Origin of the sequence: Aminiphilus circumscriptus DSM 16581 (genome assembly GCF_000526375.1) — a bacterium.
Classification (GTDB): domain Bacteria; phylum Synergistota; class Synergistia; order Synergistales; family Aminiphilaceae; genus Aminiphilus; species Aminiphilus circumscriptus.
Genome location: NZ_JAFY01000002.1, coordinates 676196 through 700638 on the forward strand (window position 1 = coordinate 676196; position 24443 = coordinate 700638).

The 24443-nt window shown below is 63.7% G+C and carries 21 protein-coding genes; 4 read left to right on the top strand and 17 right to left on the bottom strand.

Annotated features, from left to right (window positions below):
- Positions 1-116 precede the first annotated feature (116 nt).
- Positions 117-2288 carry a methyl-accepting chemotaxis protein gene (locus K349_RS0103855; RefSeq protein WP_026368544.1) on the top strand — a complete coding sequence of 724 codons (2172 nt, stop codon included), beginning with the start codon at positions 117-119 and terminating at the stop codon, positions 2286-2288.
- A 133-nt stretch (positions 2289-2421) separates the two neighbouring features.
- On the opposite strand, the gene K349_RS0103860 is transcribed toward K349_RS0103855, so the two are convergent.
- The 9 genes from K349_RS0103860 to K349_RS0103900 form a co-directional block, all read right to left on the bottom strand.
- A complete protein-coding gene (locus K349_RS0103860; RefSeq protein WP_026368545.1) occupies positions 2422-3225 on the bottom strand; it encodes a putative hydro-lyase in 804 nt (267 codons plus the stop codon).
- Positions 3222-3995: a LamB/YcsF family protein gene (locus tag K349_RS0103865; protein ID WP_026368546.1), complete on the bottom strand. Its 774-nt coding sequence runs from the start codon at positions 3993-3995 to the stop codon at positions 3222-3224. Before K349_RS0103865 ends, K349_RS0103860 begins: the two co-directional genes overlap by 4 nt.
- A gap of 31 nt (positions 3996-4026) precedes the next feature.
- Positions 4027-5112 carry a 5-oxoprolinase subunit C family protein gene (locus K349_RS0103870; protein WP_026368547.1) on the bottom strand — a complete coding sequence of 362 codons (1086 nt, stop codon included), beginning with the start codon at positions 5110-5112 and terminating at the stop codon, positions 4027-4029.
- Positions 5096-5863, bottom strand: coding sequence for a 5-oxoprolinase subunit PxpB (gene pxpB, locus K349_RS0103875; protein WP_338022292.1), 768 nt, complete (start codon positions 5861-5863; stop codon positions 5096-5098). The genes K349_RS0103870 and pxpB overlap by 17 nt, the downstream gene beginning before the upstream one ends.
- 129 nt (positions 5864-5992) lie before the next feature.
- Positions 5993-7168 (bottom strand): NRAMP family divalent metal transporter, encoded by a 1176-nt coding sequence (locus K349_RS0103880; protein ID WP_051464239.1) that lies wholly within the window; start codon positions 7166-7168, stop codon positions 5993-5995.
- A gap of 293 nt (positions 7169-7461) precedes the next feature.
- On the bottom strand, positions 7462-8703 hold the full coding sequence (locus tag K349_RS0103885; protein WP_026368550.1) for an RNA polymerase factor sigma-54: 1242 nt from the start codon (positions 8701-8703) through the stop codon (positions 7462-7464).
- Positions 8700-10043: a sigma-54-dependent transcriptional regulator gene (locus K349_RS0103890; protein ID WP_026368551.1), complete on the bottom strand. Its 1344-nt coding sequence runs from the start codon at positions 10041-10043 to the stop codon at positions 8700-8702. The genes K349_RS0103885 and K349_RS0103890 overlap by 4 nt, the downstream gene beginning before the upstream one ends.
- A gap of 4 nt (positions 10044-10047) precedes the next feature.
- Positions 10048-11301, bottom strand: coding sequence for a sensor histidine kinase (locus K349_RS0103895; RefSeq protein ID WP_026368552.1), 1254 nt, complete (start codon positions 11299-11301; stop codon positions 10048-10050).
- Entirely contained in the window at positions 11298-12689 is a 1392-nt protein-coding gene (locus tag K349_RS0103900) for a sodium:solute symporter family protein (protein WP_026368553.1), read from the bottom strand. Before K349_RS0103900 ends, K349_RS0103895 begins: the two co-directional genes overlap by 4 nt.
- Before the next feature lie 312 nt (positions 12690-13001).
- Between K349_RS0103900 and K349_RS0103910 the strand changes: the two genes are divergently transcribed.
- Positions 13002-13478 (top strand): ferritin-like domain-containing protein, encoded by a 477-nt coding sequence (locus K349_RS0103910; RefSeq protein WP_026368555.1) that lies wholly within the window; start codon positions 13002-13004, stop codon positions 13476-13478.
- Between the two features lie 48 nt (positions 13479-13526).
- Positions 13527-14294: an alpha/beta fold hydrolase gene (locus K349_RS17770; protein ID WP_026368556.1), complete on the top strand. Its 768-nt coding sequence runs from the start codon at positions 13527-13529 to the stop codon at positions 14292-14294.
- Positions 14295-14520: 226 nt separating this feature from the next.
- Here the strand turns inward: K349_RS17770 and K349_RS0103920 are convergent, their stop codons facing one another.
- The 3 genes from K349_RS0103920 to K349_RS0103930 all read right to left on the bottom strand — a co-directional run bounded on the left by K349_RS0103920 (position 14521) and on the right by K349_RS0103930 (position 16781).
- Entirely contained in the window at positions 14521-15183 is a 663-nt protein-coding gene (locus K349_RS0103920; protein WP_026368557.1) for a TlpA family protein disulfide reductase, read from the bottom strand.
- 235 nt (positions 15184-15418) lie between these two features.
- Positions 15419-16156 (bottom strand): hypothetical protein, encoded by a 738-nt coding sequence (locus K349_RS0103925; RefSeq protein ID WP_026368558.1) that lies wholly within the window; start codon positions 16154-16156, stop codon positions 15419-15421.
- Between the two features lie 70 nt (positions 16157-16226).
- Complete coding sequence (locus K349_RS0103930; RefSeq protein WP_026368559.1) at positions 16227-16781, bottom strand: hypothetical protein; 555 nt, start codon at positions 16779-16781, stop codon at positions 16227-16229.
- 414 nt (positions 16782-17195) lie between these two features.
- On the opposite strand from K349_RS0103930, the gene K349_RS0103940 reads away from it, so the two are divergent.
- Positions 17196-17903, top strand: coding sequence for a hypothetical protein (locus tag K349_RS0103940; RefSeq protein WP_026368561.1), 708 nt, complete (start codon positions 17196-17198; stop codon positions 17901-17903).
- Positions 17904-18221: 318 nt separating this feature from the next.
- On the opposite strand, the gene K349_RS0103950 is transcribed toward K349_RS0103940, so the two are convergent.
- The 5 genes from K349_RS0103950 to K349_RS0103970 are packed head-to-tail and all read right to left on the bottom strand — an operon-like array spanning position 18222 to position 24422.
- Positions 18222-19751, bottom strand: a complete 1530-nt coding sequence (locus K349_RS0103950; protein ID WP_026368562.1) for an FGGY-family carbohydrate kinase — start codon at positions 19749-19751, stop codon at positions 18222-18224.
- A gap of 15 nt (positions 19752-19766) precedes the next feature.
- Positions 19767-20867: a M42 family metallopeptidase gene (locus K349_RS0103955; protein WP_026368563.1), complete on the bottom strand. Its 1101-nt coding sequence runs from the start codon at positions 20865-20867 to the stop codon at positions 19767-19769.
- A complete protein-coding gene (locus K349_RS0103960; RefSeq protein ID WP_026368564.1) occupies positions 20864-21913 on the bottom strand; it encodes an ABC transporter permease in 1050 nt (349 codons plus the stop codon). Before K349_RS0103960 ends, K349_RS0103955 begins: the two co-directional genes overlap by 4 nt.
- Positions 21910-22932, bottom strand: coding sequence for an ABC transporter permease (locus tag K349_RS0103965; RefSeq protein WP_026368565.1), 1023 nt, complete (start codon positions 22930-22932; stop codon positions 21910-21912). The genes K349_RS0103960 and K349_RS0103965 overlap by 4 nt, the downstream gene beginning before the upstream one ends.
- Positions 22929-24422 carry a sugar ABC transporter ATP-binding protein gene (locus tag K349_RS0103970; RefSeq protein ID WP_026368566.1) on the bottom strand — a complete coding sequence of 498 codons (1494 nt, stop codon included), beginning with the start codon at positions 24420-24422 and terminating at the stop codon, positions 22929-22931. Before K349_RS0103970 ends, K349_RS0103965 begins: the two co-directional genes overlap by 4 nt.
- Positions 24423-24443: the final 21 nt, after the last annotated feature.

Genomic DNA, 24443 nt, shown 5'->3' on the forward strand with positions numbered 1-24443 from the left:
TGTATTTTCTTTCCCGATGAGTTGGTGTTCATGGTTCCGAACATGATGGTACAATACACACGGTGCGTTCCGTACTGTACCCCGTCATTGTAACGACTACAGAGGAGGTGGCCCCGGTGGCGGCCGAACAGCGACACGGCATTTCTTTGAAAATCCAGATTTTGGCGGGAGCTGCACTCATCATGGTGGGTCTCATCGCGGCGGTGTTCATGGGGAGTTATTTCGCTGCCAGGGACCGATTGCTCGAAGCATCCACAAAACAGGGGCTTGGTTCCTCATCGAGCCTGCAGATGGCCGTGGAAAGCGATCTTGCGCTGGTAAAACGCATGGCCTCGGCAAATCTCGAGATTACCGCGGGGCTCGTGCAGGGAGGGCGTCTCATGACGTCCATGAATACCGTCAAGGTCGGCGAGCGGGAGGTTCCCATCGTCTTCGTCTCCATTGGGGGGCTTCGGCAGATCACGGGGGATCACGCCATGGTGGACGAGTGGTCGAACCGGCTCGGCGGAGCCTTCACCATCTTCCAGGTCATCGAGGAGAACGGAAAACAGGAGATGGTCCGGGTGGCCACCACCATCGCCGACGAGACGGGGAAGCGCGTGGTGGGGTCGTCGATCTCCGCGGACGATCCGGTCTTTAAAGCCGTGGTGGAGCGCAAAGAGACCTTTAAGGGCGTCGTGGAGGTGCAGGGTACGATGTTTTACGGCGCGTACCGCATGCTCACCGCCGATCAGGAGGACAGTCCGAAACTCGTTCTCTTCGCCGGCATCGAAATGAGCCCTCTTCTGAATCTCATTCTCAACGCCCGCATGGGGGAAGGAAGCTACGCCTTCGCGTTCACCCAGGACGGAAAGGTCCTCGCGCATCCGGCGCTCGAAAAGGGAACGGACATTTCCTCGGCAGCGCCAGAATTCTGGGAGGCCTACGCCAAGACCGGAACAAGCGAAGAGGTCGTGAACTTCAGCTATCTTTTCCAGGGCAAACAGCGGGAGGGCTTTGTCTTTCCCATCAAGGAACTCGGCTGGAGCGTCGGCTTCTCCGTTCCGGACGAGATTGTCCTCAAACCCCTTGCGGCCATGCGGAACCAGATGCTCGTCACGGCGATTCCGGTTCTTCTCGTCGGCCTCGGAATACTCGCCCTCTTCGTGGGGCGCCTCGTGGCGCCGTTGCGGCGCGTGGTGGACACCGCCGGTGAGATCGCCCGGGGAAATCTCGCCGTCACGGTCACGGGGGACGAGACGAGCCGGAACGAGATCGCCGTCGTCCTGGGGGCCTTCGCGAGAATCACCGAATCCTATCGTGGCCTGGTGGAGAGAATGCTCGATCTGCGCCGTCTCTTCGACGAGCGTGGGGCGGACATGGCCCGCATCGGTGCCGATGTGGAGGAGGCCATCACAGGAACTCTCGATGCTGCCCAGGAAATGGTGGGAACGGTGAGTTCCATTTCCTCCGCCGCTGACGAGACGAGGGCCGGCGTGGACGAGGTGACCACCACGGCGCAGCACACCGCGCAGATCACCACGTCTTTGAGCGAAAAGGCGGGAGGCATTTCCGAAAAAGCCTCCGGCGACGGTGAAGCCGTACAGCATCTCGCGTCCGAGATCGAAAAGGTGGGAGGCGCGGGCAAACGGATCCGGGAGGCCATGAAGGCTCTGGAAGAATCCGTATCCCGCGTGTCCGATTTCGTGAACGCCATCACCGGCATCGCGGACCAGACGAATCTGCTCGCCCTGAATGCCGCCATCGAGGCCGCTCGTGCCGGAGACGCCGGTCGCGGGTTTGCCGTGGTGGCCGAGGAAGTGCGAAAATTAGCGGAGCAGTCCAATGAGGCGGCCCGGCAGGTCCAGACCATCATCGGAGAGATCCAGGAGCGTACCAAGAGCGCTACGAAGGACACGGAGCAGACCGTGACCCTCATCGGCGAGGCCATGGGCACCTCCACGACCACGGCGATGCGCATCCGGGAGATCGTTCCCCAGATCGCGGAGATCTCCGAGGGGGTTCAATCCATCGCGGCGTCCTCGCAGGAACAGCTCGCGAGCAACGAGGAAATCGCCGCCGCCATGGACAACATCCTCCATCAGGTCGGAGCGGGGCAGCGTGCGGCGGACATGGTGGAAAAAGCGTCCCGAAAGGTGGCGGAGCAGATGGACGCGCTTCGGGCCATTCGTGAGGAGCAGGGGCAGCTTCTCGAGTCGCTGGAGGAGATCCTCTCCGTGTACGTCCTAGAGGAGAAGGGCGCTCTCGGCGCGCCGCTCCCCGCTCTGCGGGGAGGAAAGAAGGGGTAGAGACGCCGCCTCCTGCCGAGGGGAACGAGGGTGGGGGCGAGCGCACGGAAACGTTTGAAAGGCTGGAGGAGACCTTCGGGAAATCCGGAGGAGAGTATGACCGGGAGGGACTTTCCCCTCCCGGTCTTGTTTTTCAGAATACCGCGTAGTCGCTGTCTTTCGGGTTGCAGAGGAACATGTGACCTGGCGAATGGGTGATCGCGAAGGGGGGACGGCTTGCCATCAGGGCCGCCTGGGGGGTCACGCCGCAGGCCCAGAAAACGGGTGTTTCGCCCTCGTGGATCGGAACGGCCTGGCCGAAGTCCGGCTGTCGGATGTCCGCGATGCCGATAGCAGCGGGGTCGCCGATGTGCACGGGCGCGCCGTGAACGGCGGGAAAGCGCCCCGTGCAGAGCACCGCCTTGGGGACCAGGGAGTGAGGAATGGGGCGCATGCTCACCACCAGAGGACCGGAGAGGCGTCCCGCGGGCATGCAGGGAATGTTCGTCTTGTACATGGGAACGTTCAGGCCGAGTTCCATATGACGTACCGGCACGCCTGCCTCGAGGAGCGCCCCTTCGAAGGAGAAGGAGCAGCCCAGAAGAAAGGCCACCAGATCGTCCCGCCAGTATTCCCGGATGTCCTCGGGTTCTGCCACGAGCTGTCCCTCTTTCCAGATGCGATATTTGGGCAGGTCGGTCCGAAGGTCCGCTCCAGGCGCGGTCAGTTTCGGCTCGGGATCGCCGGGTTCCGTGACGTCCAGAATAGGGCAGGGCTTGGGGTTGCGCTGGGCAAAGACGAGGAAATCGTAGGCCCACTCCCGGGGAAGGATCACAAGGTTCGCCTGTACGTGTCCGCGGCACAGGCCCGAGGTGGGGCGGGGCCATTCTCCGTTCCGGATCCGTTTCCGTGCCTCCTCGGGGCTTACGTGGGCCAGTGCATCCAGGGTCAGGGTCATGAAAAGAGCACCTCCTTCAGGGGGGTCACAGTGACATGGGCGTCCTCGAGTGCTTTGCGTATCTTCGCGGCGAGAGCCACCGCCTCGGGGTTGTCCCCGTGAAGGCAGATGGAGTGGGGACGCAGGTGCAGGATCGTGCCGTCCACGGTCTCCAGCGTTCCCTCCGTGGCCATGCGGAGCACCCGGGCGGCGGCCTCGTCGGGGTCCGAGATCACCGCTCCCGGACGATTCCGGGGTGTGAGCGATCCATCCGCTTGGTAGCTCCGATCCGCGAAGGCCTCCGCGGCGAAGGGAATGCCCGCCTTTCGGGCAGCCTCCTCGAAGAGTGAATTTGCCAGCCCGAGGAGAATCAGGCCCTCCGCGGCGTCCCGCACCGCCCAGGCCACGGCCTCCGCGAGGAAAGCGTCCTTAGCGGCCTGGTTGTACATGGCACCGTGAGGTTTGACGTGCTGCAGGGGAACGCCGGCGGCGCGACAGGCTGCGGCGAGACCGCCGATCTGCACCAGACAGTCCGCGTAGACTTCGTCGGGTGTGCAGGCCAGATTCCGTCGTCCGAAGCCCACGAGGTCCGGATAGCCCGGATGGGCTCCCACGGCCACGCCCGCCTCCCGGGCGGCCTTGACGGTGCGGACCATGCAGGAGGGGTCTCCCGCGTGAAAACCGCACGCCACGTTGGCGGAGGTCACGCAGGCCAGGACTTCCCTGTCCATTCCCATCCTCCAGGGACCGAAACTTTCGCCGAGATCGCTGTTCAGGTCAATGCGAGGCATGTGCACAATCACGTCCTTTCCTTTCGGAGGTTCACAGTTCCTGCCAGGAAACGTCGTAACTCTTGCCCTCCACAGTCATCCGCCATGCGCCGGAAGTCGGCGAAACCTGCAAGGGCGCAGCTTTCGGACGGCTCCGGTACGTCGAACGGAGGAGAAGAAGCTCCGCCAGGCGATTCGCCCTCTCCTGCAGCGCCCGGGCCCCTTCCTCCGGGGTAGCCCGGACGAAACGCACGCCCTGGCCTGGCATGCGCTGGGCCAGAACGGCCAGATCCGCCGTGGCCACCACGGCGATCTTCGTGTACCCTCCCGTGGTCTGGCGATCCGCCAGCATCACGATGGGCTTGCCGTGCCCCGGCACCTGAACGGCTCCGAGGGGAATGGCGTCGGAGACGATGTCCGCGCCCTCCCGGTGGGGGATGCTCGGTCCCTCCAGTCGGTAGCCCATGCGATCCGACTGTTCGGAGATCGTGTAAGCGGACTCGAAGAAGAGCCGGAGCCCTTCCTCGGAGAAGGCGTCGTCCTGTGGTCCCGGAACCGCCCGGAGGGGCGCTTCAAGGTCCCGGTGAGGGCGGAGGCGCTCGGGGCAGGAGAAGTCGAACGTCCGTTCCGCAAGCGGAGGCGCCTCGCCGCAGCACAGCAGGTCTCCAGCTTTCAGGTTGCGCCCCTCGAAGCCGCCGATGCGGGCGCGGAGATAGGTGGAGCGGCTGCCCATGACCACGGGAACGTCGATGCCCCCGGAACAGGCGAGATAAGTCCGGCACCCGCCTCCTGCAGTGGAGGTGTCCGACCCCCTGGTTCCGTCGAAGGAGAGCACGTCCCCCTCCCGCACGAAAAGGTTCGTCATCAGGGGCGCCTTTCGTCCGTTCAGAGAGAAGCCCAGATCCGCTCCGGCGACGGCCACGGCGCCCTGCCCTTCCACGAGGAGCGTCGGTCCGAGGACGGTTACCTCCAGCGCGGCGTCGTTCGGAGCATTGCCCGCGAGAATGTTGGCGATCTGGAAGAATTCGGGATCCATGGCTCCCGCCACGGGCATGCCCATGGCCTGGTATCCCCAGCGTCCCAGATCCTGCACGGTGGTGAGGAGTCCCCCCGACCGGACCCTAAGCCGAAGCGCCATGGCTCTTTTCCTCCTTTTTCTCCGTCCTCGGGACGAAGCGTCCCGCTCTGGCCTCGGCTTGAATGGAGAGAAAGGTCTCCTCATCCACAGCTTCGAAGCGGACCCAGTCACCTGCCTCGATGAGGATGGGCGGCGTCCGCAAAGGGTCGAACACGGCGAGAGGAGTTCTGCCGATGAGCTGCCATCCTCCCGGACTGTCGATGGGATAGATTCCAGTTTGCTTTCCCGCGATGCCCACGCTGCCCGCGGGGATGAGTGCTCGGGGATTCTCGAGCCGTGGCGTGGCGAGCGCTTCATCCATGCCGCCCAGATAGGCGAAGCCCGGCGTGAAGCCCAACATGAAACAGTAGAGATCACGTCCGGAATGGCGTGCGATGACCTCTTTTCGGGAAAGGCCCGTGGCGGCGCAGACATTGTCCAGGTCTGGTCCGTAAGCACCGCCGTAACAGACGGGAATGATCACGATCCGTCCTCCCGATTCGGTTGTTTCGCCGCCTTTTCTAAGAGCGAGGCGGAGAGATTCGACCAGATCGGAGCGTTTCAGCCGGAGCGGATCGTAGTAGATCGCCAGGGAGCGGTAGGTGGGAACCGTCTCCACGACGCCCGAAGGCGAGAGGGCCTCCAGGGCTTTCTTCAATGTCTGGACCCGTGCATTCAGCGCTCTGTCCACAGTGGTGCCGAATTCGACGAAGAGACAACTGTCCCCGGCGTCGCAGAGACGTGCGTCTTCGATTTTTTCCAAGAGGATCACCTCGTTTCCGTTGAAGAGGAGCGGAGAACGTCAACTGCCGCTCCTCCCCATTCTACGTCATTGTTCCGTTCAGGTCGGGGCCGTGCTCTCCGCTGTCCCGTCCCGTTTCCTTCCCGATTGTACGCCATTCTACCGGATCAGATCGACGATCTTGCTCAAGGACTGCCATCCCATCCAGGCCGTGAAGGCCACCATGACGTAGCCCGAGGCGGTGAGAAATCTGGGATGGCGGTACAGCTCGCCCACGATGTCCTTGCGGTGGGCGGCGAGCAGCATGGAGAGGAGCGACAGGGGCAGAATGAGTCCGTTGATGGAACCGGCGAAGATCAACAGGTTCACCGGTCTTCCCAACGTGGTGAAAATGGTGGTGGAGGCTACGATGAAGCCGATGATCCACCAGCGCTGATGCGTTTTCACGACCCGGAAGAGGGTCTGCAGGAACGAGATGGAGGTGTAGGAGGCACCTGCCACGGACGTGACGGCGGCGGCCCAGAGGACCACACCGAAAATCTTGTAGCCGATCATGCCCGCTCCGATCTGGAAGGCCGAGGCGGGGGGATTGGACGGGTCGAGCGGTTTGCCCATGGCCACCACGCCGAGGATGGCGAGGAAGAGGAGAAAACGCATGATACCCGTGATGGCGATGCCCTGGACGGAGCCGAAGCTGATCTGCCTTACCTTGTCCACGCCGGTGATGCCCGCGTCGATGATGCGGTGTGCTCCCGAGAAGGTGATGTAGCCGCCCACGGTGCCGCCCACCAGGGTGAGCACGGTCATCCAATCGACGGTGCTTGGAAGGATGGATTCCTTGAGGGCCAAGGCGACGGGCGGCTGGGTCTTGAAGACCATGAAACAGACCAGGGCGATCATGAGGAAGCCGAGGATTTTTGTGAAGGTGTCCATGGTCTTGCCCATTTCCTTGTTCAGGAAGATCAGAATCGCCACTCCGGCGCTGAAGATCGCCCCCAGAGCGAGGGGGGCGCCGAAGAGGACATTCATGCCCAGGGCAGCCCCGGCGATGTTGCCGATGTTGAAGACGAGCCCTCCCAGGGCGACCGCGAAGGCGAGAAAATACCCGAGGCCCGGAATGACCCGGTTCGCCACGTCCTGGGCGCGCATGCCCGAAACGCCGAGAATGCGCCAGATGTTGAGCTGTACCACCACGTCGATGAGAATGCTCGCGAGAATGGCGAAGGCGAAGGCGGCCTTGAGCTTGTCCGTGAAGACCGCCGTCTGGGTGAGAAAACCTGGGCCGATGGCCGAGGTGGCCATCAGGAAGGCCGCGCCCAGAAGGACGCTCAGCATTTCCTTGCGGGATGCCACGGCATCCCCGATGGAGCCGGGTTGGGATGGGGTAGTGCGGGTCGGATCGGACATGAGGAACACCTCCGGAAAAAGATGATAGAACTCCTGCCCGATATACAAGCAAAAAAGTTGCCGATTTCGGAAAAAACAGTGCCGAACTCCGCTTCGGAGGAGAATATCCCTGCAACGACGGAGACGACACGAAATGCGCCCTTTCTTCGGAAGCGTCGGAATGCAAGGAGAACAGGACTTCCTTCGGGAAAAACGTGCGCGGAAGGGCCGAGGCTGTGCGCTCAGGCGCGCTTTCTTCGGGGCAAGCCCAGTTCCCGCCTATGCCAGGTCACTGTGCGGGGTGGAACGCCCAGTTCCCGTGCGAGAGCGGCGTCGCTCTTTCCCTCTTCCCATCCGCGTCGGATGGCGCCCCGAAGGGCCGCGACGGTCAGGTCCGGACGGGCTGCCGTGCCTCGGGCGAGAAGCGCTGCAAGAAGGAGTGTTCCCCGGGGCGTGGAGGCCCATGTGGAGGAAGCGGTGCGCTGCACCGTAGAGGGAGCCAGACCGGACAGGGACGCCGCCTCGGAGAGCGTCATCGGCTCCGGTGTATCGACCTCGCCCCGGAGAAACCGTTCCTGTCTTTCTCCGAGAAGAAATCCAAGGCGCAGTTTCGTGCGGTACCGTGCGGCGAGGGCGCCGAGGGCGGATCGGGTGCAGCGGGGAAGTGATGCCGTCTTCCCCGTCGCCGCTCTCGCCATGCCCATGTCCAGGGTCAGGCGGGGCAGGTTTTCCCGCAGAAGCCGCACGGAAAGCGTTCCCTTCCGATCGAAGCGGAGTTCCAGCTCGGGAAGGATGAAGTGGGGGCGGCAAAAGGAGCTGCCGGGATGCGGGTCAAGGCGCCGCAAGATTCCGAGGGCTTCCTCGATGCGTTTTTTCTCCCATCCCAGGCGCTTTTGCAGGGAATGCCAGTCCCGTCGCTCCAGCTCCTCCCGCCCGAAGCGCAGCAGAAGGGGCGGGTCCGAAGCGCCTGGAAACGTGCGACGGAGCTGCAGCAGAAGGCATTCCGCAAGGTCCGGGGCGAAGAGCCCCGGAGGTTCCACCGTCTCGCGAAGACGGAGGAGAAGTGCTTCAAAATCCTTTTGGTTCACTCCGAGCGTTCTCGCCAGTTCCTCCGGCGGTGCGGCGAGATATCCCCGACCGTCCAGACAGAGGGAGAGCTTTTCCGCGGCATTTTCTCCGAGAATGTCCGCTTCGGGAATCAGCGGCAGTTGCAGGGCGAGATGCTCTTCGAGGGTTGTCGGTGCGGCGAGATGTTCCCAGAACTCCTCGTCGTGGAGGTGCTCGTCCTGGATGGACGCCGCGGAAGGAGGAAGGACCGAGAGGAGCGGATCCTCTCCGATCAGGTTTTCCAGCGCGGCGGCGAGATCGCCCGCCGGAGTGGTCAGGAGAGCGAGACGTCCCAGGAGCAGCGGCAGGGGAAGAAGGGTCAGTTTCGGTGCCGCGTCGAGCCGGAGTACTACTCCTCTGGAAGCGGGCACGGTCACACCAGGTGGTGTTTCTGAAGCTTCCGCAACAAGGCGTAGCGGGAGATGCCGAGACTCGCCGCGGCTTTCGTGCGGTTGCCCTCGTGTTCCGCCAGAACGTTTTTCAGGATGGTCCGCTCCCCCGCCACAAGGCGGTCCTGAAGGGAGCCCGTTTCCTCGGCGCCGTAGGGCTCCCGGGAGAGGGCTTCCACCATCTCCGCCGGGAGGTCGCAGAGGCGGATGTCCGTCTCTGCGGGGTTTTTCAGGATGCAGATACGCTCCAGGAGATTGCGGAGTTCCCGCACGTTTCCGGGCCAGGAGTAGCGGAGGAAAACCTCCTGCACGTCGGGGGTGAGGCCGCGAAGCGTTCCGCCCCGTTTCCGGTTGAACTCCGCGAGAAAGGTCTCGGCCAGGAGAAGCACGTCCCGTCCCCGCTCCCGAAGAGGAGGGAGTGAAAGAGGAATGGTGGCGATGCGGTAGTAGAGATCCTGCCGGAAGGTCCCCTTTTCCACCCGTTCCCGGAGATCCGCCGCAGTGGCGCAGATCACACGAAGGGAGACCTTCCGCTCCCGGGTCGCTCCGAGGGGGCGCACCGTGCGGTCGTCCAGGAAACGCAGGAGTTTTCCCTGCAAAGCCTGGGGGAGGTCGGCGATCTCGTCCAGGAAGAGCGTGCCGCCGTCGGCGCTCTCGATGAGCCCGATTCGGTCCTGGGAGGCTCCCGTGTAGGCTCCCCTGCGAGAGCCGAAGAGTTCCACCTCCAGGAGAGACTCCGGAATGGCGGCGCAGTTCAGGGCGATGAAATCCCCGGAGTCGTCCGAGACGTGGGCAATCAGGCGGGCGAGCACCTCCTTTCCCGTGCCGCTCTCTCCCGAGAGAAGTACGTTCACGTCCCGGTGTTCCGCGATGCGTTCCACCGTGTCCCGGAGAGTTTCCAAGGCGGGGCAGTCCCCCACGAGGGGAACGGTCTTGTCCCGCTGCAGCCTCGAAATGCGGCGCTTCAGCAGAATCGACTCCGCCGCCCGGGCGACGAGATTCGTCACCGCTTCGAGGGGAAAGGGTTTGTCGAGGAAATCGTAGGCACCCTCCTGGATTGCCCGAACGATGGTGGGAGAGTCGCCGTAGGCGGTCATCACCACCACCTTCGCGTCGTTTTTAGTCCGGAGGATGGAGGGGAGCGCCCCGATGCCGTCCCCGTCGGGAAGGCGCACATCCAGAAGGACCACATCGGGGGACCGTTCCTGCAAAAGCCGCTCCAGATCGGCGAGGGAGTAGGCCGAGGCGACCTCGTATCCCTCCTTTTCGAGAGCCACCGCCAATCCTCTGTTCAGGTTCTTTTCGTCGTCCACGATCCAGACTTCCATGACGTCATCGCTCCTTATCCTGTTCGGCGGTGGCGGGGAGGACCACCGTGAAGGTTGTCCCCTCCGGGGAGGTATCCACCGACACGGTTCCTCCGTGTCCTCCGACGATCCGGTGCACGATGGAAAGTCCCAGACCCGTTCCTTCCGGGCGGGTGGTGAAGAAGGGGTCGAAGATCCGCTCGAGCAGCTCCGCGGGAATTCCCGTTCCCTCGTCGGTGACGGAAAGGGCGATTCCGTTTTTGTGCCGGAATGCCCGGAGGATGACCCGTCCACCTCCGGGCTGGGCGCTCACGGCGTTCAGCGTCAGGTTGAGCAACACCTGTTTCAGCTGTTGCGCGTCCCCCCAGAGGGAGGGGCAATCCGCTTCCACCTCCCGGAGCAGTCGGATGTTCGCGGCGCTGCAGGAGGAGGCGGTCATCTGCTCCGTCCAGACGAGGAGTTCCCCCGGATCCACCGGGCCGAAAAGCGGTGTTCCCGGTCGTGCGTAGGTCAGAAGCTGGGAGACGGTCTGATTCAGTCGGTCCACTTCGCTGCCGAGCACCGCCAGATGTTCGGCGTCCCGGGGGGAGATACTGTTCCGCAGCAGATCCAGGCGAATGCGCATGCTGGCCAGGGGGTTCTTCACCTCGTGGGCCACCGCGGCGGCGACGGAGCCCAGGGCCGCGAGGCGTTCCACCCGCGCCGCCTCTTTCTGGAAATTCTGCCATTGTTGCAGATTGTCCACCATCTCGTTGAACGCCTCGTGCAGCGCCTCCAGTTCGTAGGGACTTCGGGAAAGCGGGGGAAGGCGCACCCAGCGGCCGGAGCGCATCTGTTCGCACCCCCAGGCGAGAATCTTCATGGGGCGGGTCAGGCTATAGGCCAGAAACACCGCAAGCTCCACGGCGACGAGAAATCCGATGAGTCCCACCACGAGGACATAACGCTGATGATAGACAAGAGCGGTGAGAATCGCCGTCCGGTCCAGGGAAAAGCGGCGGACCATGCCGTCGGCGCTTTTGATCTCCTCCCCCGGCTGCTCCGGAGACACCTCTCGCCAGGAAGGGGCCAGGGTCTGAAGAAGAACCTCCGTCCGGTCGGCGCGGAGATTTTCCGCGGCGGAGCGGGTGTTGTCGAAAAGAATGCGGGCCTCCTGGACGCGCTCCAGAAATCCCTGGGTCAGGGCTGTTCCCACGGTGAGGCTCGTCAGTCCGATGGCCGCCGCCATGAGCAGCGCCTTGATGCGCGTTTCCGTGCTCCATGACCGAGGGCGCCTCATCGCAGACTCCTCCAGGGGCTGAAATAGAGTAGTCCCTCCAGGGCCAGGGCGGGCAGCAGGGCCAGCTCCGGGAGAATTCCGAGGACGACCGTGAGGAACAGGTGGAGCAGAAGCGCCGCGGCGAGAGGAAAGAACAGCTCTTTCCTGCGGGGTCTCCGGATCACGTAGAGGGGGAGGAAAAAGCAGATGGCCACGACGGTCCAACTGTAGCGTCCGATGAGCAGGATCCCCGGCAGGCGGAGTTGGCTCAGAAAGAGCGCCACCGTTGCGATGAACGCAATGGCCAGACGGTTTTTGAAGAGGAACCGATCCTCCGCGACGAGATCCGCCCGTCCGCGTCCCTCCCGGGGAGAGAGATCGTAACAGAGGGAGCACGCGGCGAGGAGGAGCTGTGAGTTCGCGGTGCTCACCGCCGAGGCCAGCACCGCCAGAAAAAGCCCGAGGGCGGGAAGAGGCGGGAGCACGCTCTGGACGAGATCCGTGAAGGCCAGTTCGTCGCTGGGAGCCGAAACCCCCGGGAGAAGGACGAAGGAAGCAAGGCCGATGATCGTGAGTCCCACGTAGATGCTCCCGATGATGAGGGCCGAGAGCGCCAGGGTCGTGTAGGCGTCACGGGCGGTTCGGGCCGAGAGGAGACGGATGGCGTACTGGGGGTTCGCCGCCACGCCCAGCCCCCAGGAGAGCATCATGAGCAGCGTCACGAGGGGGCTCCATTCCTGATTCCAGGGATGCAGCATGGCCGGTGCGGTCTGTCGGAGCGCCTCGTGCACCGCCGAAAACGACCCCGCCCTGTTCAGGAGCGTCAGAGCCGCCAGTGCCACTCCTCCGGTGATGATGGCCAGATTCAGGACATCGCTCTTGGCCACCGAGGGAAGGCCGCCGAAGGTGGTGTAGAGGACGAAGAGGTAGACCAGCGACGAGGCCAGCAGGATCTTGATGTCCAGAAGCGCCCCCACGATTGTTCCGAAGGCCCGGAACTGGATGACGATGTAGAACGTATAGGCTCCCAGGAGGGACAGGGCGGAGAGAACGCGCAGACGCGGGTCTTCGAAGGTGTCGCCCAGCCATTGGGGAAGCGAGAGTGCCCGGCTCATCCGGAGTTTGCGGACGAGAAAGGGCATGAGGACCAGTCCGATGAGCCAGCCGTTGACGCTGCCGGTGAAGGCCACGTAGCCGTCCGTGTAGAGCCACATGGTGTATCCGAGGATGGACGCGGCGCTCATCCAGGTGGCGACGAAGGTTCCCACCATGGGGCCCGGACGGAGCCTGTTGCCCCCCACGTAGAAGAGCCGACGGTCCTCCTTCCAGGAAAAGGCCTGTCCCGCGAGAAAGACGAGGGCCAGGGTGTAGGCGCCGAAGGCGCACAGCTGCAGCAGCAGAACAGGCATCACCGGCGCCTCCTCCGGAGAAAGAGGCAGAGGGCGACTGGTGCCAGGACGAGGAGGGCGAAGAGCCCCCAGTCCACGAACAGAAACGAAGAGAGTGAGAACGAATCCGGAATCGTCAAAGCGTCGTCGGGCTCCCTTGCGTTGAAATGGGTGACGGCGCGAGTTTTCGCCGGTCCCCTGAAGAGGCGGCCTGTCGGAACGGAGGCGTTTTTTCCCGGGGGTCGGTTTTTCCGCGCGGACACCGCCGTCATTGTACCATCCGGTGGATTGTGGCATCATGGCGGCAAAGTACGGAACGGGGAGGGATGCTTCGTGTTCACGCTCACCGCGGAGGAACTCCGTAACATGGCCATCGCGCTGGAGGAGACGGGGGCGAAGTTCTATCGCAACGCCGCCGGACTGCTTTCGCCAGGTCCGCTTGCGGACCTGTTCAACCGTCTCGCGGACTGGGAGGACCGGCACAGAGACTTTTTTTACGAACTCGGCTTCGACACGGAGGCAGGAGAGTTCGTCATCACCGATCCCGACGAGGAGACCGCGGCGTATCTTCGGGTTCTTGCAGGATCGCGGGTTTTCTCGGCGGAACCGAAGTGCCTTTCCGGCGACGCTCCGACCCGCAGGGACATTCTTCAGGACGCCCTGGACCGGGAGAAGGAGAGCGTCGTCTTCTACTCGAGCCTCCGACAGGTCGTCACCTCCTATCGGGGAAAGGAGATGCTGGAGCGCATCACCCGGGAGGAGCTCCATCATCTCCAGGTGCTCGCCCGGGAGCTTGAGGCGTCGTCCTGATCCTGTGCGGTGCCGAAGCGCGAAGATGGAGAACGAGGAGGAACGTGCATGACGGAAATCTTTCGACGTACCACCCTGAGCCGCACCGCCGATGCCGAGCCCGTGCGCATCGCCTATCTGGAGAAGGGGCGACCCGAGCCGGGAACGCCCTCCTTCGTTGTGGCGCCGGGAATCTGGGAGCCCGCGGAGCGTGCTCTGCCGCTTCTGGAGGCTGTGGATGGCCATGCCGTGGCGGTGAGTTTTCGCGGGCGGGGTGACAGCGACACCCCGCGCCGCGGTTACGACCTGGAACATCACCTGGGTGATCTCGAGGCGGTGGTGGACGCCTCCGGAGCGGAGTGCCTGTGTCTTCTCGGATTTTCCCGGGGTGTCGGCTATGCGCTCGGCTATGCGGCGCGTCACCGCTCCCGGGTGGCGGGGATGGTTCTGGTCGATTCCAAGGCCCGGCACAGTGCGCCTCAACCCGGCACTGCGGACATGTGGAAGGGACGAACCCATCTCGGGCGCCCCATTCCGGAGTTCATTCGGGGAATCGCGCTGGACGGCATGGAACGGGAATCCCGGGAGGTCCTTTTCTGGGACGAGCTGCCTCTCCTCGACGTCCCCGTTCTTGTTCTGCGGGGAACCTGGCGGGAGAGTCCCATTCCCTCGAACGTGAGCGAAGAGGATGCGTCCCGCTACGAGAGACTGCTTCGCTTCGGAGAGGTCATCGAGTTCGAGCGCTCGGGGCACATGATTCCCGACGAGGAACCCGAACGTTACGCGGCGACGGTGAAACGTTTCTTTCACGCCCTGAGGAAGAAATGCGTTTTCTGAAGAAGAGGACATTGCTGAAGGCGGTTTTTCGTTCCCCGGAGCCGCTCTCCGGGACCGTTTTGATGCCGTTTTCCGATTTTTTCCGGCTCCGGGCTTCTCTCAGAAGTATGCGAGAAGGAGCTGTTTTCGCCCCACAGCGGGGATGTTCCGTAAAAGGAGTGACGAGGCCGCGGAGGGATTCCTCCGCGGCCTCGTCACTCCTTCGGGGCATTGCCCCAGGGTCCGTTCACCTGGGGAGGAATTTCTCGACGATCCGCACCAGGTCCTCGATGGCGACGGCGCCTGCCGTCCAGGTGAGGCAGGTGTTGTCCGCATCGGCCAGGATCATGTAGGGGACGGTGCTCACGCGGAAATCGTAGACGGCGGAACCGTCCGCGTCGAGGCATTCCACGGTCGTCCCGAGTCCCGCGGCGACTTCCCTCCATGCGGCGCCCCCCAACTGGGCTTTCAGGTCCTTTTCCTCGTACCAGGGAGTGACGCTGACGATGGTGAGGAGATCCGTGCCGAAACGTTCCCGGAGCACGGGAAGGAGCCGGAGTTCCTTCAGACAGACAGGGCAGTCGGTTTTCCAGAAGACATAGAGCGTGAGCGGTGTCTCGCTCAGCGTGGAAATCCGCTTCGTCGTTCCGTCGGCCTTGACGAAGACGCGGGTACGCGGAAGACGCTCCCCCACGTTGACCACCTTGCCCACAAGGCGGGGAAGCTGCTCCGCCTCGCAGATCCTTTCCGTCTCGGTTGCCGGAGATGTCGCTGCGAAAGAGAGCGTTTGCGCGCTCGGAAGGAGAAGGCCACAGAGCAGCACAAACACGAACAGAAGCGAAGCCGTTCCATTGTGGTGGCGAGAGAGTATGGCCTCGCCGTGGGCGGTGGATTCGTGTCGAACGGGCATAGTGGAAACATTCCTCCTCAATATCGAAGTGATGCCGAGTACTTTGTTCCAGAGGCAATCGCGTGCACTACACGCTGTCCACAAAGGGAACCCGGGCAAAACTTCCGGAGTACGTATGCTTCTCTCGGCGCATTCCCGGAAAGTGCCGGTGCCGCCGGTGCGACGTAGCGTTGCATCGGCGAAGTTTCCTTGTATGCCCTCCGTTCGGTCTTTTCCGGAAGTGTTCTGTTTTCGCCTATCCGTCGCGGCAGCAGTCGATAAAGGCTTTCACGAGCCGGGTGATGCCCGAGGTGGCTTTCCCGGTGGCATTTCCGGTCCGTCCCGACGAGATGCTCCCGGCGGAGGCGGTGCTGAAGGCGACTTTGTCGATGACGCCGGGAATGAATTCCTCGGCGCTTCTCGGGGAGGAACTCCGGGGTGTCTTCGTCTCCCTGGGCTGGGTGGAGGTTGCTCTTCCCGAACCGGTCACCTCCGCCTCTTCCGGGGCGTCTCCCGTGAAGGTCCAGAAGAGGGACCAGAGCGTGAAGGCCTTGTCGATGAGATCCCGCGATGCCGCTTCCTTGCCGTCGGCCTGTCGCTTGTTGGCCACTTCGAGCAATCTCATGGACGAGGCGAGGAGATGCTTCGAGATGCACCATCCCTCGCCGTTGCCCTCGCGAACGAGCTGTTTCATGAGGTCCCGCCGCATGTCCCGGATCTCCGGAAGCAGTTCCAGAAAGGCCTGGTCGTCCGTCCTGGCGTAGCTGCAGGCGAGATGTTCCTCGATGGAGATGAGGTTCATGAGAGCGAAGGAGAGATCCTCACCCGCGGAGAGATCGACGAACCCCTGCCTGTGAAGGACCACGGCGAGCCGCTCCGCCCAGGCCGAAGAGGGAGATTCCTCCTCCGGGACATTTCCCCCGGGAAGATTTTCGGCGAGAGGAAGGGGGGTTTCCGTTTCGGAAAGATCCGAGAGACGCTGTTCCTGTGTCATGGACGACAACTCCTTCTTCGTTTTCCTGCGGACAAGGGCGGCGGAGGGGTCTGTTTCCGCAGGTCGGAGATCAGAGATAGGTATCCGCCAGGGCTGCGACGATTCCCGCGCCCACGAGAGCTCCCACGGTGACGAGAACGGACTGGTAGGGGATGAGGGTGTGCCCTGTCACACGTTTCTGGGCCTTGCTCAACATGAGGGCGACGAAGAGCAGCACGCCGCCGAACCAGCCCCAGACGGAAACCGTGGCGAAGAAGCCGAGGCTGAGGAAGGCGTCAAACGAGGCGAGGCTGCCGGGGTAGGTGAGGAGAACATTGTTGAGGAGCACGAAGAGAAAGCTCAGCGCGACGGGGCGGTAGGGAAAGCGGTACCGCTTGGTGGCGTAATGCATCCAGAGGGCGAAGACGACGGAAATGGCTCCGCTGGTGGCGCCCACCACAGACATGCCCAGTCCGAAGGTCCTTGCGAGGAAGAGGCCCGCTCCGGCGGTGATGAAACAGAGAGGGCACGTGGCCTCGGCGGGAGGAGCGGAGAAAAAAACGCCCAGCGAGAGAAGGAGCGGTGTGAGAACGACGGCACGTCGCACTGCCGGTGTTGCTGATCGGAGTCGTGGAGAACCTGCCATGGATCTGTTCCTCCCCGTGTCGGGTTTTCGTCTCGACCGGAAATCCGGCCAAGAAAGGACGACATCCTTCATATTGTCTCCCTGAATGCGTGAGGAGTAAAGACCGCAAAGCGTGAGGATATGCACACTCTCACCTCTGGTCGATTTCGCCAAGCCTAATTCATGGTACCATGAGAGCGGAGAAACGGCTATCCGCGGTGTTGCGCCGAGGTGCAATCGTTGCGAGACGGCGTGAGGGTCGTCTTTTTTCGCTTTTTGGTGTGCCGAGGAAGGAGTTTCTCGTCAAAATGCGCGTGTTTTTTCTGGCGGAAAAGACATGGTGCGCGTATACTGCTCTGGAAAGAACGAAACGGGGCGACGACCGTATTGGTGGGCAGGCCCGATGGCGTCGTCGCGAGAAAGGGTGATAGGGTTATGGCACGGAAGTTTTTTCTGTTTTTGATGATCCTGAGTGTTTCCGTCGTTCTCGTCTCCGGAGCCTTCGCCGACTGCAATTGCGAGGGGAGCGACACGGAGGGCGGTGGGAATCGTGATGCTGCGGCGCTCGGGGGTTTCTCCGTCCTTCAGGACGGCATGAAGCTTCTCGGCGCGGGAAACTTCGTCGAGGCGGGAAAGGCTCTCGAGAAATCCCTGGCGGCGATGGACCCCAAGCTTCGGGGTGATGCGCTGCGCCTGCTCCTCTTCGCCGATCTCGGTGCCGGGGAGTACGACCGGGGAAAGGCGCGCCTGGAGGAACTGCTCTCCAGGTACGGCGATGCCCGTTCTCTTCTCGTCGGCGACGGCGAGCGGGTGCGCGGTGCGGCGGTACTCCGCTTCGTGGAGGTTGCGGCGGAGAGAGGGAACGTGGCGGACATCGACGCGGTGCGGGAAGCCCTCGGACCTGCCCTCAAGCTCGATTGGGTCACTGTGGTGGACGCAACGGGACATGCGGGAGGGCGGACAAAGCTCTTCGTTCCCGTGGAGTTCGCCCGTGCCCAGGCATTGGCTGCGTCGGGGCGGAACGCCGAGGCGGCGGAGAGTCTCCAACGGCTTTCCTTCAGCTCCGGACGGGTCCTTTGGAAAGGACGGGTTCTCGATCTGGACGAGGCGGTGGAGGAACTGCGACGCACCATGGCCGGCTGAGGCCCGGGCGGAAGGACGCAAGACGAAACGGCGACCGTCTTTGGGCAGCGGCCTGCCCTGAAGAAAACGCCGCGAGAGATGCGCGGAGGCCTTGCGGAGCAGGAAGGAAGCGGTGTCCGGCAACCCTCTCCGGAAGGCTTTCGGGACCGGGATGCGACGCAAGGCTTTTTCGGAGATGCCACGTGGCGTATGGATGGAAACATCGGGATCGGACGAAGCGGAACGGATGAAAGAGGCAAAGGCCGGATCGTGAAAAAGCGCTTCGGTCGCCCGGGGTTCTCCCTCGGGTGGCCGAAGCGCTTCGTTGTCTGCCCTTGGTCAGACCTCCTGCGTCAGGTCGTGCATGAGGTCCTTGGTACGCTCGTAGAGGTCCCGATAGATGCGGTGCGCCCTGTCGTAGAGCGGTTTCGGCGCAGGGTCCGGGGCGACCGTCTCGAGGCGCCGCACCCAGCGGGAAATGTCGCTGTAGGACGCGAAGAGCCCCGTGCCGAGTCCCGCGAGAAAGGCGTCGCCGTAGGAAGCTCCGAGCGTGACGGCGGGAACGAGCTGCGCCCTCCCGGCAATGTCGCTCACCATCTGGAGCCATGGGCGGTTCTTCGTTCCGCCTCCCACGGCGCGCACCTCGAGCGGCGCGGCGTCGATCTCGTCCAGCACGTCGAAGTGGTGGCGGATACCGTGCCCGACTCCTTCCAGCACTGCCCGATAGAGGTGTTCCCGGGTGTGGGAAAGCGTGAGGCCGAAGAAGACGCCCCGTGCCTGGGGATCGTTGAGGGGCGTTCGTTCGCCGCTGAAGTAGGGGAGCACCACCAGTCCCTCCGCACCGGGAGGGATCGCTGCGGCCAGGGCGGCAAGACGGCCGTAGGCGCTCTCGCCGCCTTTCGCCTCGGCCTCCACGAGTTCCCGGGCGAGCATGTCCCGGAACCAGCGGGTGAGAACCCCTGTGGTGGCCATGCCCGCCATGATCGCCGACGTGCCGGGGAAGAGATAGGGAGCTGACCAGAGGCGACGGTCCCGGACGGGACGGTCCACCACCTGGATGTAGAACATGGTGGAGCCGTACATGAGCATGGCCTGCCCCGGCGCGGTGACGCCAGCGCTCACCGCCTCCGCCGCCGCGTCGATGGTGCCGACGATCACGGGCGTTCCTGTCGCGAGCCCCGTGGCCGCCTCGGCCTCCGGGGTGATCCTTCCGGCGATCTCCGACGTCCAGGCGATGTCGGGAAGGCGCTCCGGCTCGATGATGCCCTCGCAGAGATCCTTTCCCCAGGTGCCCGCGGCCATGTCGTAGAGGGGGACGAAGCAGGAGGCGCTGTAGTGGTCCAGCATACACCGTCCCGTGAGGCGTGCGCAGAGGAACGTGGTGGCCGCCACGATCTTCGCCGCCTTGGCGTAACATTCGGGCTCGTGTTTTCGAAGCCAGAGGATCTTGGGTCCCACGGACTGGGAGGAAAGGGCGTTTCCCGTCCGGGCGAAGATGGTCTCCGTGCCCATCCGGGCATCGAGTTCGCGGATCTCCTCCACGGCCCTGGTGTCGATGCCGTAGAGCACGGCATTGCGCAGGGGGCGGCACGCCTCGTCCACGGGAAGCATCACCGGGCCGATGGCGCTGCACCCCACGGCGGCGATGCGCTCCGGGGCGATGCGGGAGGTCTCCAGAAGTTCCCGGGTGATGGCGCAGAAATCGCCCCACCAGGCCCGTTCCGCGTCGTGCTCTGCCCATCCCTGGCGGGGGAGGAGCAGTTCATGGGGGCGAACCGCCGTGGCCACCACGTCGCCCGCCAGGGTGACGAGCACTCCCTTCGATTCGTAGGTGCCGATGTCCACGCCGAGAAGATAGCGCTCTTCCATGGCAATCCCTCCCGCCTACCGGCGCAGGTCCGTTTCGGGGCCCCAGGAGAAAAGCAGCCCCTCCAGAAGATCCGAAAGTCCCTCCAGATCGCGAAGGTCGCAGAGTTCCACCGGGGAATGGGTGTACCGGGCGGGAAAGCTCAACTCCAGTGGAGCGACGCCCCGTCCCACGAGCTGCACGTAGGAAAGGTCCGTGAGCAGTCCCCCCGTGGCGTTACGCTGCAGGGGAATGCCCGCCGCAGCCGCCACGTCCCGGGTGGAGCGCACCAGGGCGGGGTGGGGAAGAACTCCGTTCAGCGTCCCCCGTCCGTGGAAGCTGTACATGCCGAGCACGGGGCCTCCGCCGAGTGCCGCCTCCGTGCGGTCTTTCAGGTCCGGCGTGTCTCCCGACACCACCACGTCGAGGGCGATGGCGATGTCCGGGCGGATCTGCTCCGCCGCCACCATGGCCCCTCGGAGGTTGAATTCCTCCTGGACCGTACCCACGATGAAGACCGTGCAGCGGTGAGGTTTCTTGCGCAGACGGCGGGCGGTCTCCACGAGGACGGCACAGCCCCCCCGGTTGTCCACGGTCGTGCCTGCCACCCGATGTTCTCCCAGAAGGTCGAAACGGGGGCGGTAGACCACGGGGCACCCCACCTGCACTCCCCGGGCGACGGCTTCCTCCCGGGAGGAAAACCCCAGATCGAGGAAGAGCGCGCCGTAGGGTGTGACCGAGTTCTTTTCCTCCTGGGGCGTGGCGTGGTGGGCCTTGGGGCCGATCACGCCGGGAAGAAGTTCGCCTGCCTCCGTCTCGAGGAGCATGGGAGTTCCGGGGAGCACCTTTTCCGGAACGCCCCCGAGGCGCTCCAACCGCACGAATCCTCCATCGTCGATCTTTCGCACCACCATGCCGAGCTGGTCCATGTGGGCGAAGAGCATCACCCGGGGCGCCTTTGCGTCCGTGCCGTCGAAACGGGCGATCACGTTGCCCGGGCGGTCCGTCTCGACCTGGTCCGCAAGAGAGCCGAACGCGTTTTCCATGAGGCGCATCATGCGCTCTTCCCGGCCTGACAGGGCAGGGGTGAGCATCATGGTGCGCAGCGAATCCCGCAAGGTCACCGTCGCGGATGTCATCGACGCTCCTCCGTTTCTCCGCCCGCCTGCGGGGCGGTCCCATTCTTTCGTCCCTGCGTTTTCCGGGATGCGCGGTCTCCCAGAACGTTCAGGGCCATCACCACGAGGAGCAGCGCCCCCCAGACGAATTCCTTGGAAAAATTGCTGAACCGGAGCATGGCGAAACCGCTGGAGAGAAACTGCAGCGAGAGAATAGCCAGCACGAGTCCCGCCATGGAGCCGAAGCCTCCCGCCACGTTGGTGCCGCCCAGGACGGCCACGAGAATGGCCTGCAGGGTGTAGGAGACGCCGTAGTCCGCCTTGGCCGAATTGGTCCGGGCGAACATGACGAGTCCCGCGGAGGCACAGAGAACACCGCTGAGCATATAGGTTTTCACGAGGATCGCCGCGTTGTCCAGCCCGGCGAATCGTGCGGCCGTGGGATTCGTTCCCACCAGATAGAGGGAGAAGCCGAAGGAGGTACGGCGCAGGAGCACTCCCACGAGAAGCACCGCCGCGGCGAAGAGCACCAGGGGGACGGGCACGGAGAAGAGATAGCCGTTGCCGAGGATGAGAAAGGCGTCGGGAAAGCCGTAGAGGGCGGTCCCTCGGGTGAGAACGATGGCGAGACCCGAGAAAAGCTGCATGGTACCCAGCGTTGCGAGGATGGGAGGAATGCCCACCCTGGTCACGAGGAGTCCGTTCAAGAGACCGCACCCCGCTCCGACGGCGAGGGAGATGCCCATGGAAACCGCCACGACGAGCGCCGCCCAGGTTCCTCCGCTTCCCTCGGGAGCGTAATGCAGCAGGAACTGACTTGCAAGAATTCCCGAGAGGTTGGCGATTCCCACGGCGGAGAGGTCGATCCCTCCGGAGATCATGGCCGCCATCATGGCGATGGAGAGGAGCCCGATTTCGGGAATCTGGAAGGACATGGAGGCGAAGTTCCGAACGCTGAGAAAACGTCCGGGAACGAGGAAACTCAGTGCGGCGAAGATGACCGCCGTCACCAGGAGCAGGCGCCACAGGCCGTTTTCGTCCCGAAGAAAGCGCAGCGGTATCTTCATGGCCGTTCCTCCTCTCCGGCGTGGGGTCGCTTTCTCGTTCGGGCGAGAAGAATGGGTGCCGCGGTGCCCGCGAGGAGGAGAAGGCCCACGGCCACGCGCTGCCAGTAGGAGGGGACACCGAGGAGAATCAGACTGTTGTTCATGATGACCACCAGTCCCACCCCCAGAAGCGTTCCCGGCACCGAGCCGTGTCCTCCCGTGATGCGCGCTCCTCCGAGGACGACCGCGGCGAGGACGTTCATCTCCGTTCCCACCAGGTCGAAGGGGTTGGCCATGCGGGAGAGCGAAGTGTGGATGATGCCTCCCAGACCCGCCAGAACGCCCACGTAGCCGTAGATGAAGAACTGAATGCGGGAGAGGGAAAACCCTACCCGCTCCGCCGCCACCGCGTCGCCGCCGAGGGCGTAGATGCCCCGCCCCAGCATGGAGTACCGCAGCAGCGCCCAGGTGAACAGCGCGGCCCCGAAGAGAAAGAGCACCGCTCCGGGCAGGCTGTAGAGAACCCCGTCTGGCGTTCTTCCCCGCAGAAGATCCCACTGGGAGAAGGCCACCATGGCCTGGGGAAGAACGGAGATGTGGTTGCTCCCGATGAACGCCAGCAGAAATCCCCGAAAGGCGCTCATGGTACCCAGGGTGACGATGAGCGTGGGGAGCCGGAAAGCGGAGATGAAGAGAGCGTTCACGAGACCCAGGCAGAGCCCGATGCCGCAGGAGAGAAGACAGATCCAGAGAAACGGTCCGGAGTATCCCTCGGCGAGGAGTAGCTTCGTCGTGATGTACATGGAGAGCACCGCCACGGCGGTGAAGGAGACGTCGATGCCTCCGGAGACGATGACCACGAGCGCGCCGAGGGCGAAGATGCCCATGACGACGCTGCTCCGGAGGAGGTCGAAGAGATTAGGCAGACTCCAGAAGGCGCTGTTCACGCTGCCCACGAAGAGGCAGAGCCCCAGGATGGTGAGTCCCACGAGGAACTCGTTCTTCCTCCACAGCGTGTTCCATCGGCTTGGCATGGTCATCCCGCCAGTTTCCGGGCCAGCTCGTTCTCGTCCGTGGCGGCCCCGTCGAACTCCTCCACGATCCTGCCCCGTTTCATGAGAAGGATGCGGTTGCAGTTATGCAGCACTTCCGGAATATCGTCGGACATGATGAGAATTCCCATTCCCTTCGCGGCGAGATCCTCGAGGATGGCGTGGATCTCCGATTTCGAACCGATGTCCACTCCCACCGTGGGGCCGTTGAGGACGAGCACCTTCGGCGAGAGGGCGATCCATCGGGCCAGGACGACCCGCTGTTGGTTTCCCCCCGACAGGTTTCGCACGGGGACGCTCGCCGAGGGCGCGGAGATGTGGAGCCTTCGAATCCAGTCCTCGCCGAAGCGGAGTATCGTCCGGGGAGGCAGCAGTCCGAAGCGCCCCGCGAGGCGGCGTGCCATGCCCGCGGCGGCGTTGTCGGCGAGTGATTTGCTCAGAAAGAGTCCCTCGGTGAGGCGGTCCTCCGGTACATAGCCGAGACCGTTTTGGAGGGCGTCGTGGATGTTCCGGATGGACACTTTCCGGCCTTCGATGCGGATCTCTCCCTCCGTGGCGGGTTCCATGCCGAAGAGTGCCAGGGCGAGTTCGGTCCGACCCGATCCGAGGAGTCCCGTGACGCCCAGAATCTCTCCCGGCCAGAGATCGAAGGAGACGTCCCGGAAACTTCCCCTGCGGGACAGGTGTCTCAGGGAGAGCAGGGGAATGTCCGTCCTCTCCGGAGCGGCTCTTCTGCGGGATTGGGCGATGCGCCGTCCGGTCATGCAAAAGACGAGCCGAGCCGCGTCGAAGGCGGCCCTGGGTTCGTCCGCCACGACCCGACCGTTTCGGAGGACCGTGATCTGTTCCGACACGTCCATCACTTCGTCGAGCTTGTGGCTCACGAAGAGGGTGGCGATGTTCCGTTCCTTCAGAGCGCGGATGATCTCCAGGAGACGCCGCACCTCCGGCCGGGTGAGCGCCGCCGTGGGTTCGTCCATGATGATGAGCCGTGCGTTCTGGAGCAGCGCCCTGCCGATGGCGACGAGCTGTTTGGAGGCCACGGGAAGATCCTCCACAAGAGCTTCCGGGTCGAGTTCCACGCCGAGGCGCGAGAGCGCTTCTCCGGCGATGTCCCGGATACGCCGGCGAGTCACGAGGCGGCGTCTCTCCGCGAGAAGGGTGTTCATGGCCATGTTCTCCGCCACGGTTAGGTTCGGAAAGAGGGAGAAATCCTGAAAGATCACCTGGATCCCCTCGCGGATGGCGTCGATGGGGTGCAGCCGCGAAAAGGAGTGCCCGTTGATGCGGATTTCCCCGCTGTCGTGGTGAACCACGCCCGCGACGATCTTGATGAGCGTGGATTTTCCCGAGCCGTTCTCACCCACGAGACAGCGGATCTCTCCGGGAGCCACGGAGAGATTCGCTCCATCCAGGGCGCGGACTCCCGAGAAGTCCTTGCAGATGTCCTTCAGTTCCAGGTAGGGGGTTGGCGCCATGAAGACCGTCCTTTCCTTCAC

Coding starts and splice junctions, on each gene's coding strand:
- K349_RS0103930 (WP_026368559.1), bottom strand. CDS start 16,781: ATGGCAGGTTCTCCACGACTCCGATCAGCAACACCGGCAGTGCGACGT.
- K349_RS0103900 (WP_026368553.1), bottom strand. CDS start 12,689: ATGCCTGTTCTGCTGCTGCAGCTGTGCGCCTTCGGCGCCTACACCCTG.
- K349_RS0103895 (WP_026368552.1), bottom strand. CDS start 11,301: ATGAGGCGCCCTCGGTCATGGAGCACGGAAACGCGCATCAAGGCGCTG.
- K349_RS0103920 (WP_026368557.1), bottom strand. CDS start 15,183: ATGCCCGTTCGACACGAATCCACCGCCCACGGCGAGGCCATACTCTCT.
- K349_RS0103970 (WP_026368566.1), bottom strand. CDS start 24,422: ATGGCGCCAACCCCCTACCTGGAACTGAAGGACATCTGCAAGGACTTC.
- K349_RS0103865 (WP_026368546.1), bottom strand. CDS start 3,995: ATGCCTCGCATTGACCTGAACAGCGATCTCGGCGAAAGTTTCGGTCCC.
- K349_RS0103870 (WP_026368547.1), bottom strand. CDS start 5,112: ATGGCGCTTCGGCTTAGGGTCCGGTCGGGGGGACTCCTCACCACCGTG.
- K349_RS0103960 (WP_026368564.1), bottom strand. CDS start 21,913: ATGAAGATACCGCTGCGCTTTCTTCGGGACGAAAACGGCCTGTGGCGC.
- K349_RS0103880 (WP_051464239.1), bottom strand. CDS start 7,168: ATGCTGAGCGTCCTTCTGGGCGCGGCCTTCCTGATGGCCACCTCGGCC.
- K349_RS0103965 (WP_026368565.1), bottom strand. CDS start 22,932: ATGACCATGCCAAGCCGATGGAACACGCTGTGGAGGAAGAACGAGTTC.
- K349_RS0103955 (WP_026368563.1), bottom strand. CDS start 20,867: ATGACATCCGCGACGGTGACCTTGCGGGATTCGCTGCGCACCATGATG.
- K349_RS17770 (WP_026368556.1), top strand. CDS start 13,527: ATGACGGAAATCTTTCGACGTACCACCCTGAGCCGCACCGCCGATGCC.
- K349_RS0103925 (WP_026368558.1), bottom strand. CDS start 16,156: ATGACACAGGAACAGCGTCTCTCGGATCTTTCCGAAACGGAAACCCCC.
- K349_RS0103860 (WP_026368545.1), bottom strand. CDS start 3,225: ATGACCCTGACCCTGGATGCACTGGCCCACGTAAGCCCCGAGGAGGCA.
- K349_RS0103940 (WP_026368561.1), top strand. CDS start 17,196: ATGGCACGGAAGTTTTTTCTGTTTTTGATGATCCTGAGTGTTTCCGTC.
- K349_RS0103890 (WP_026368551.1), bottom strand. CDS start 10,043: ATGGAAGTCTGGATCGTGGACGACGAAAAGAACCTGAACAGAGGATTG.
- K349_RS0103950 (WP_026368562.1), bottom strand. CDS start 19,751: ATGGAAGAGCGCTATCTTCTCGGCGTGGACATCGGCACCTACGAATCG.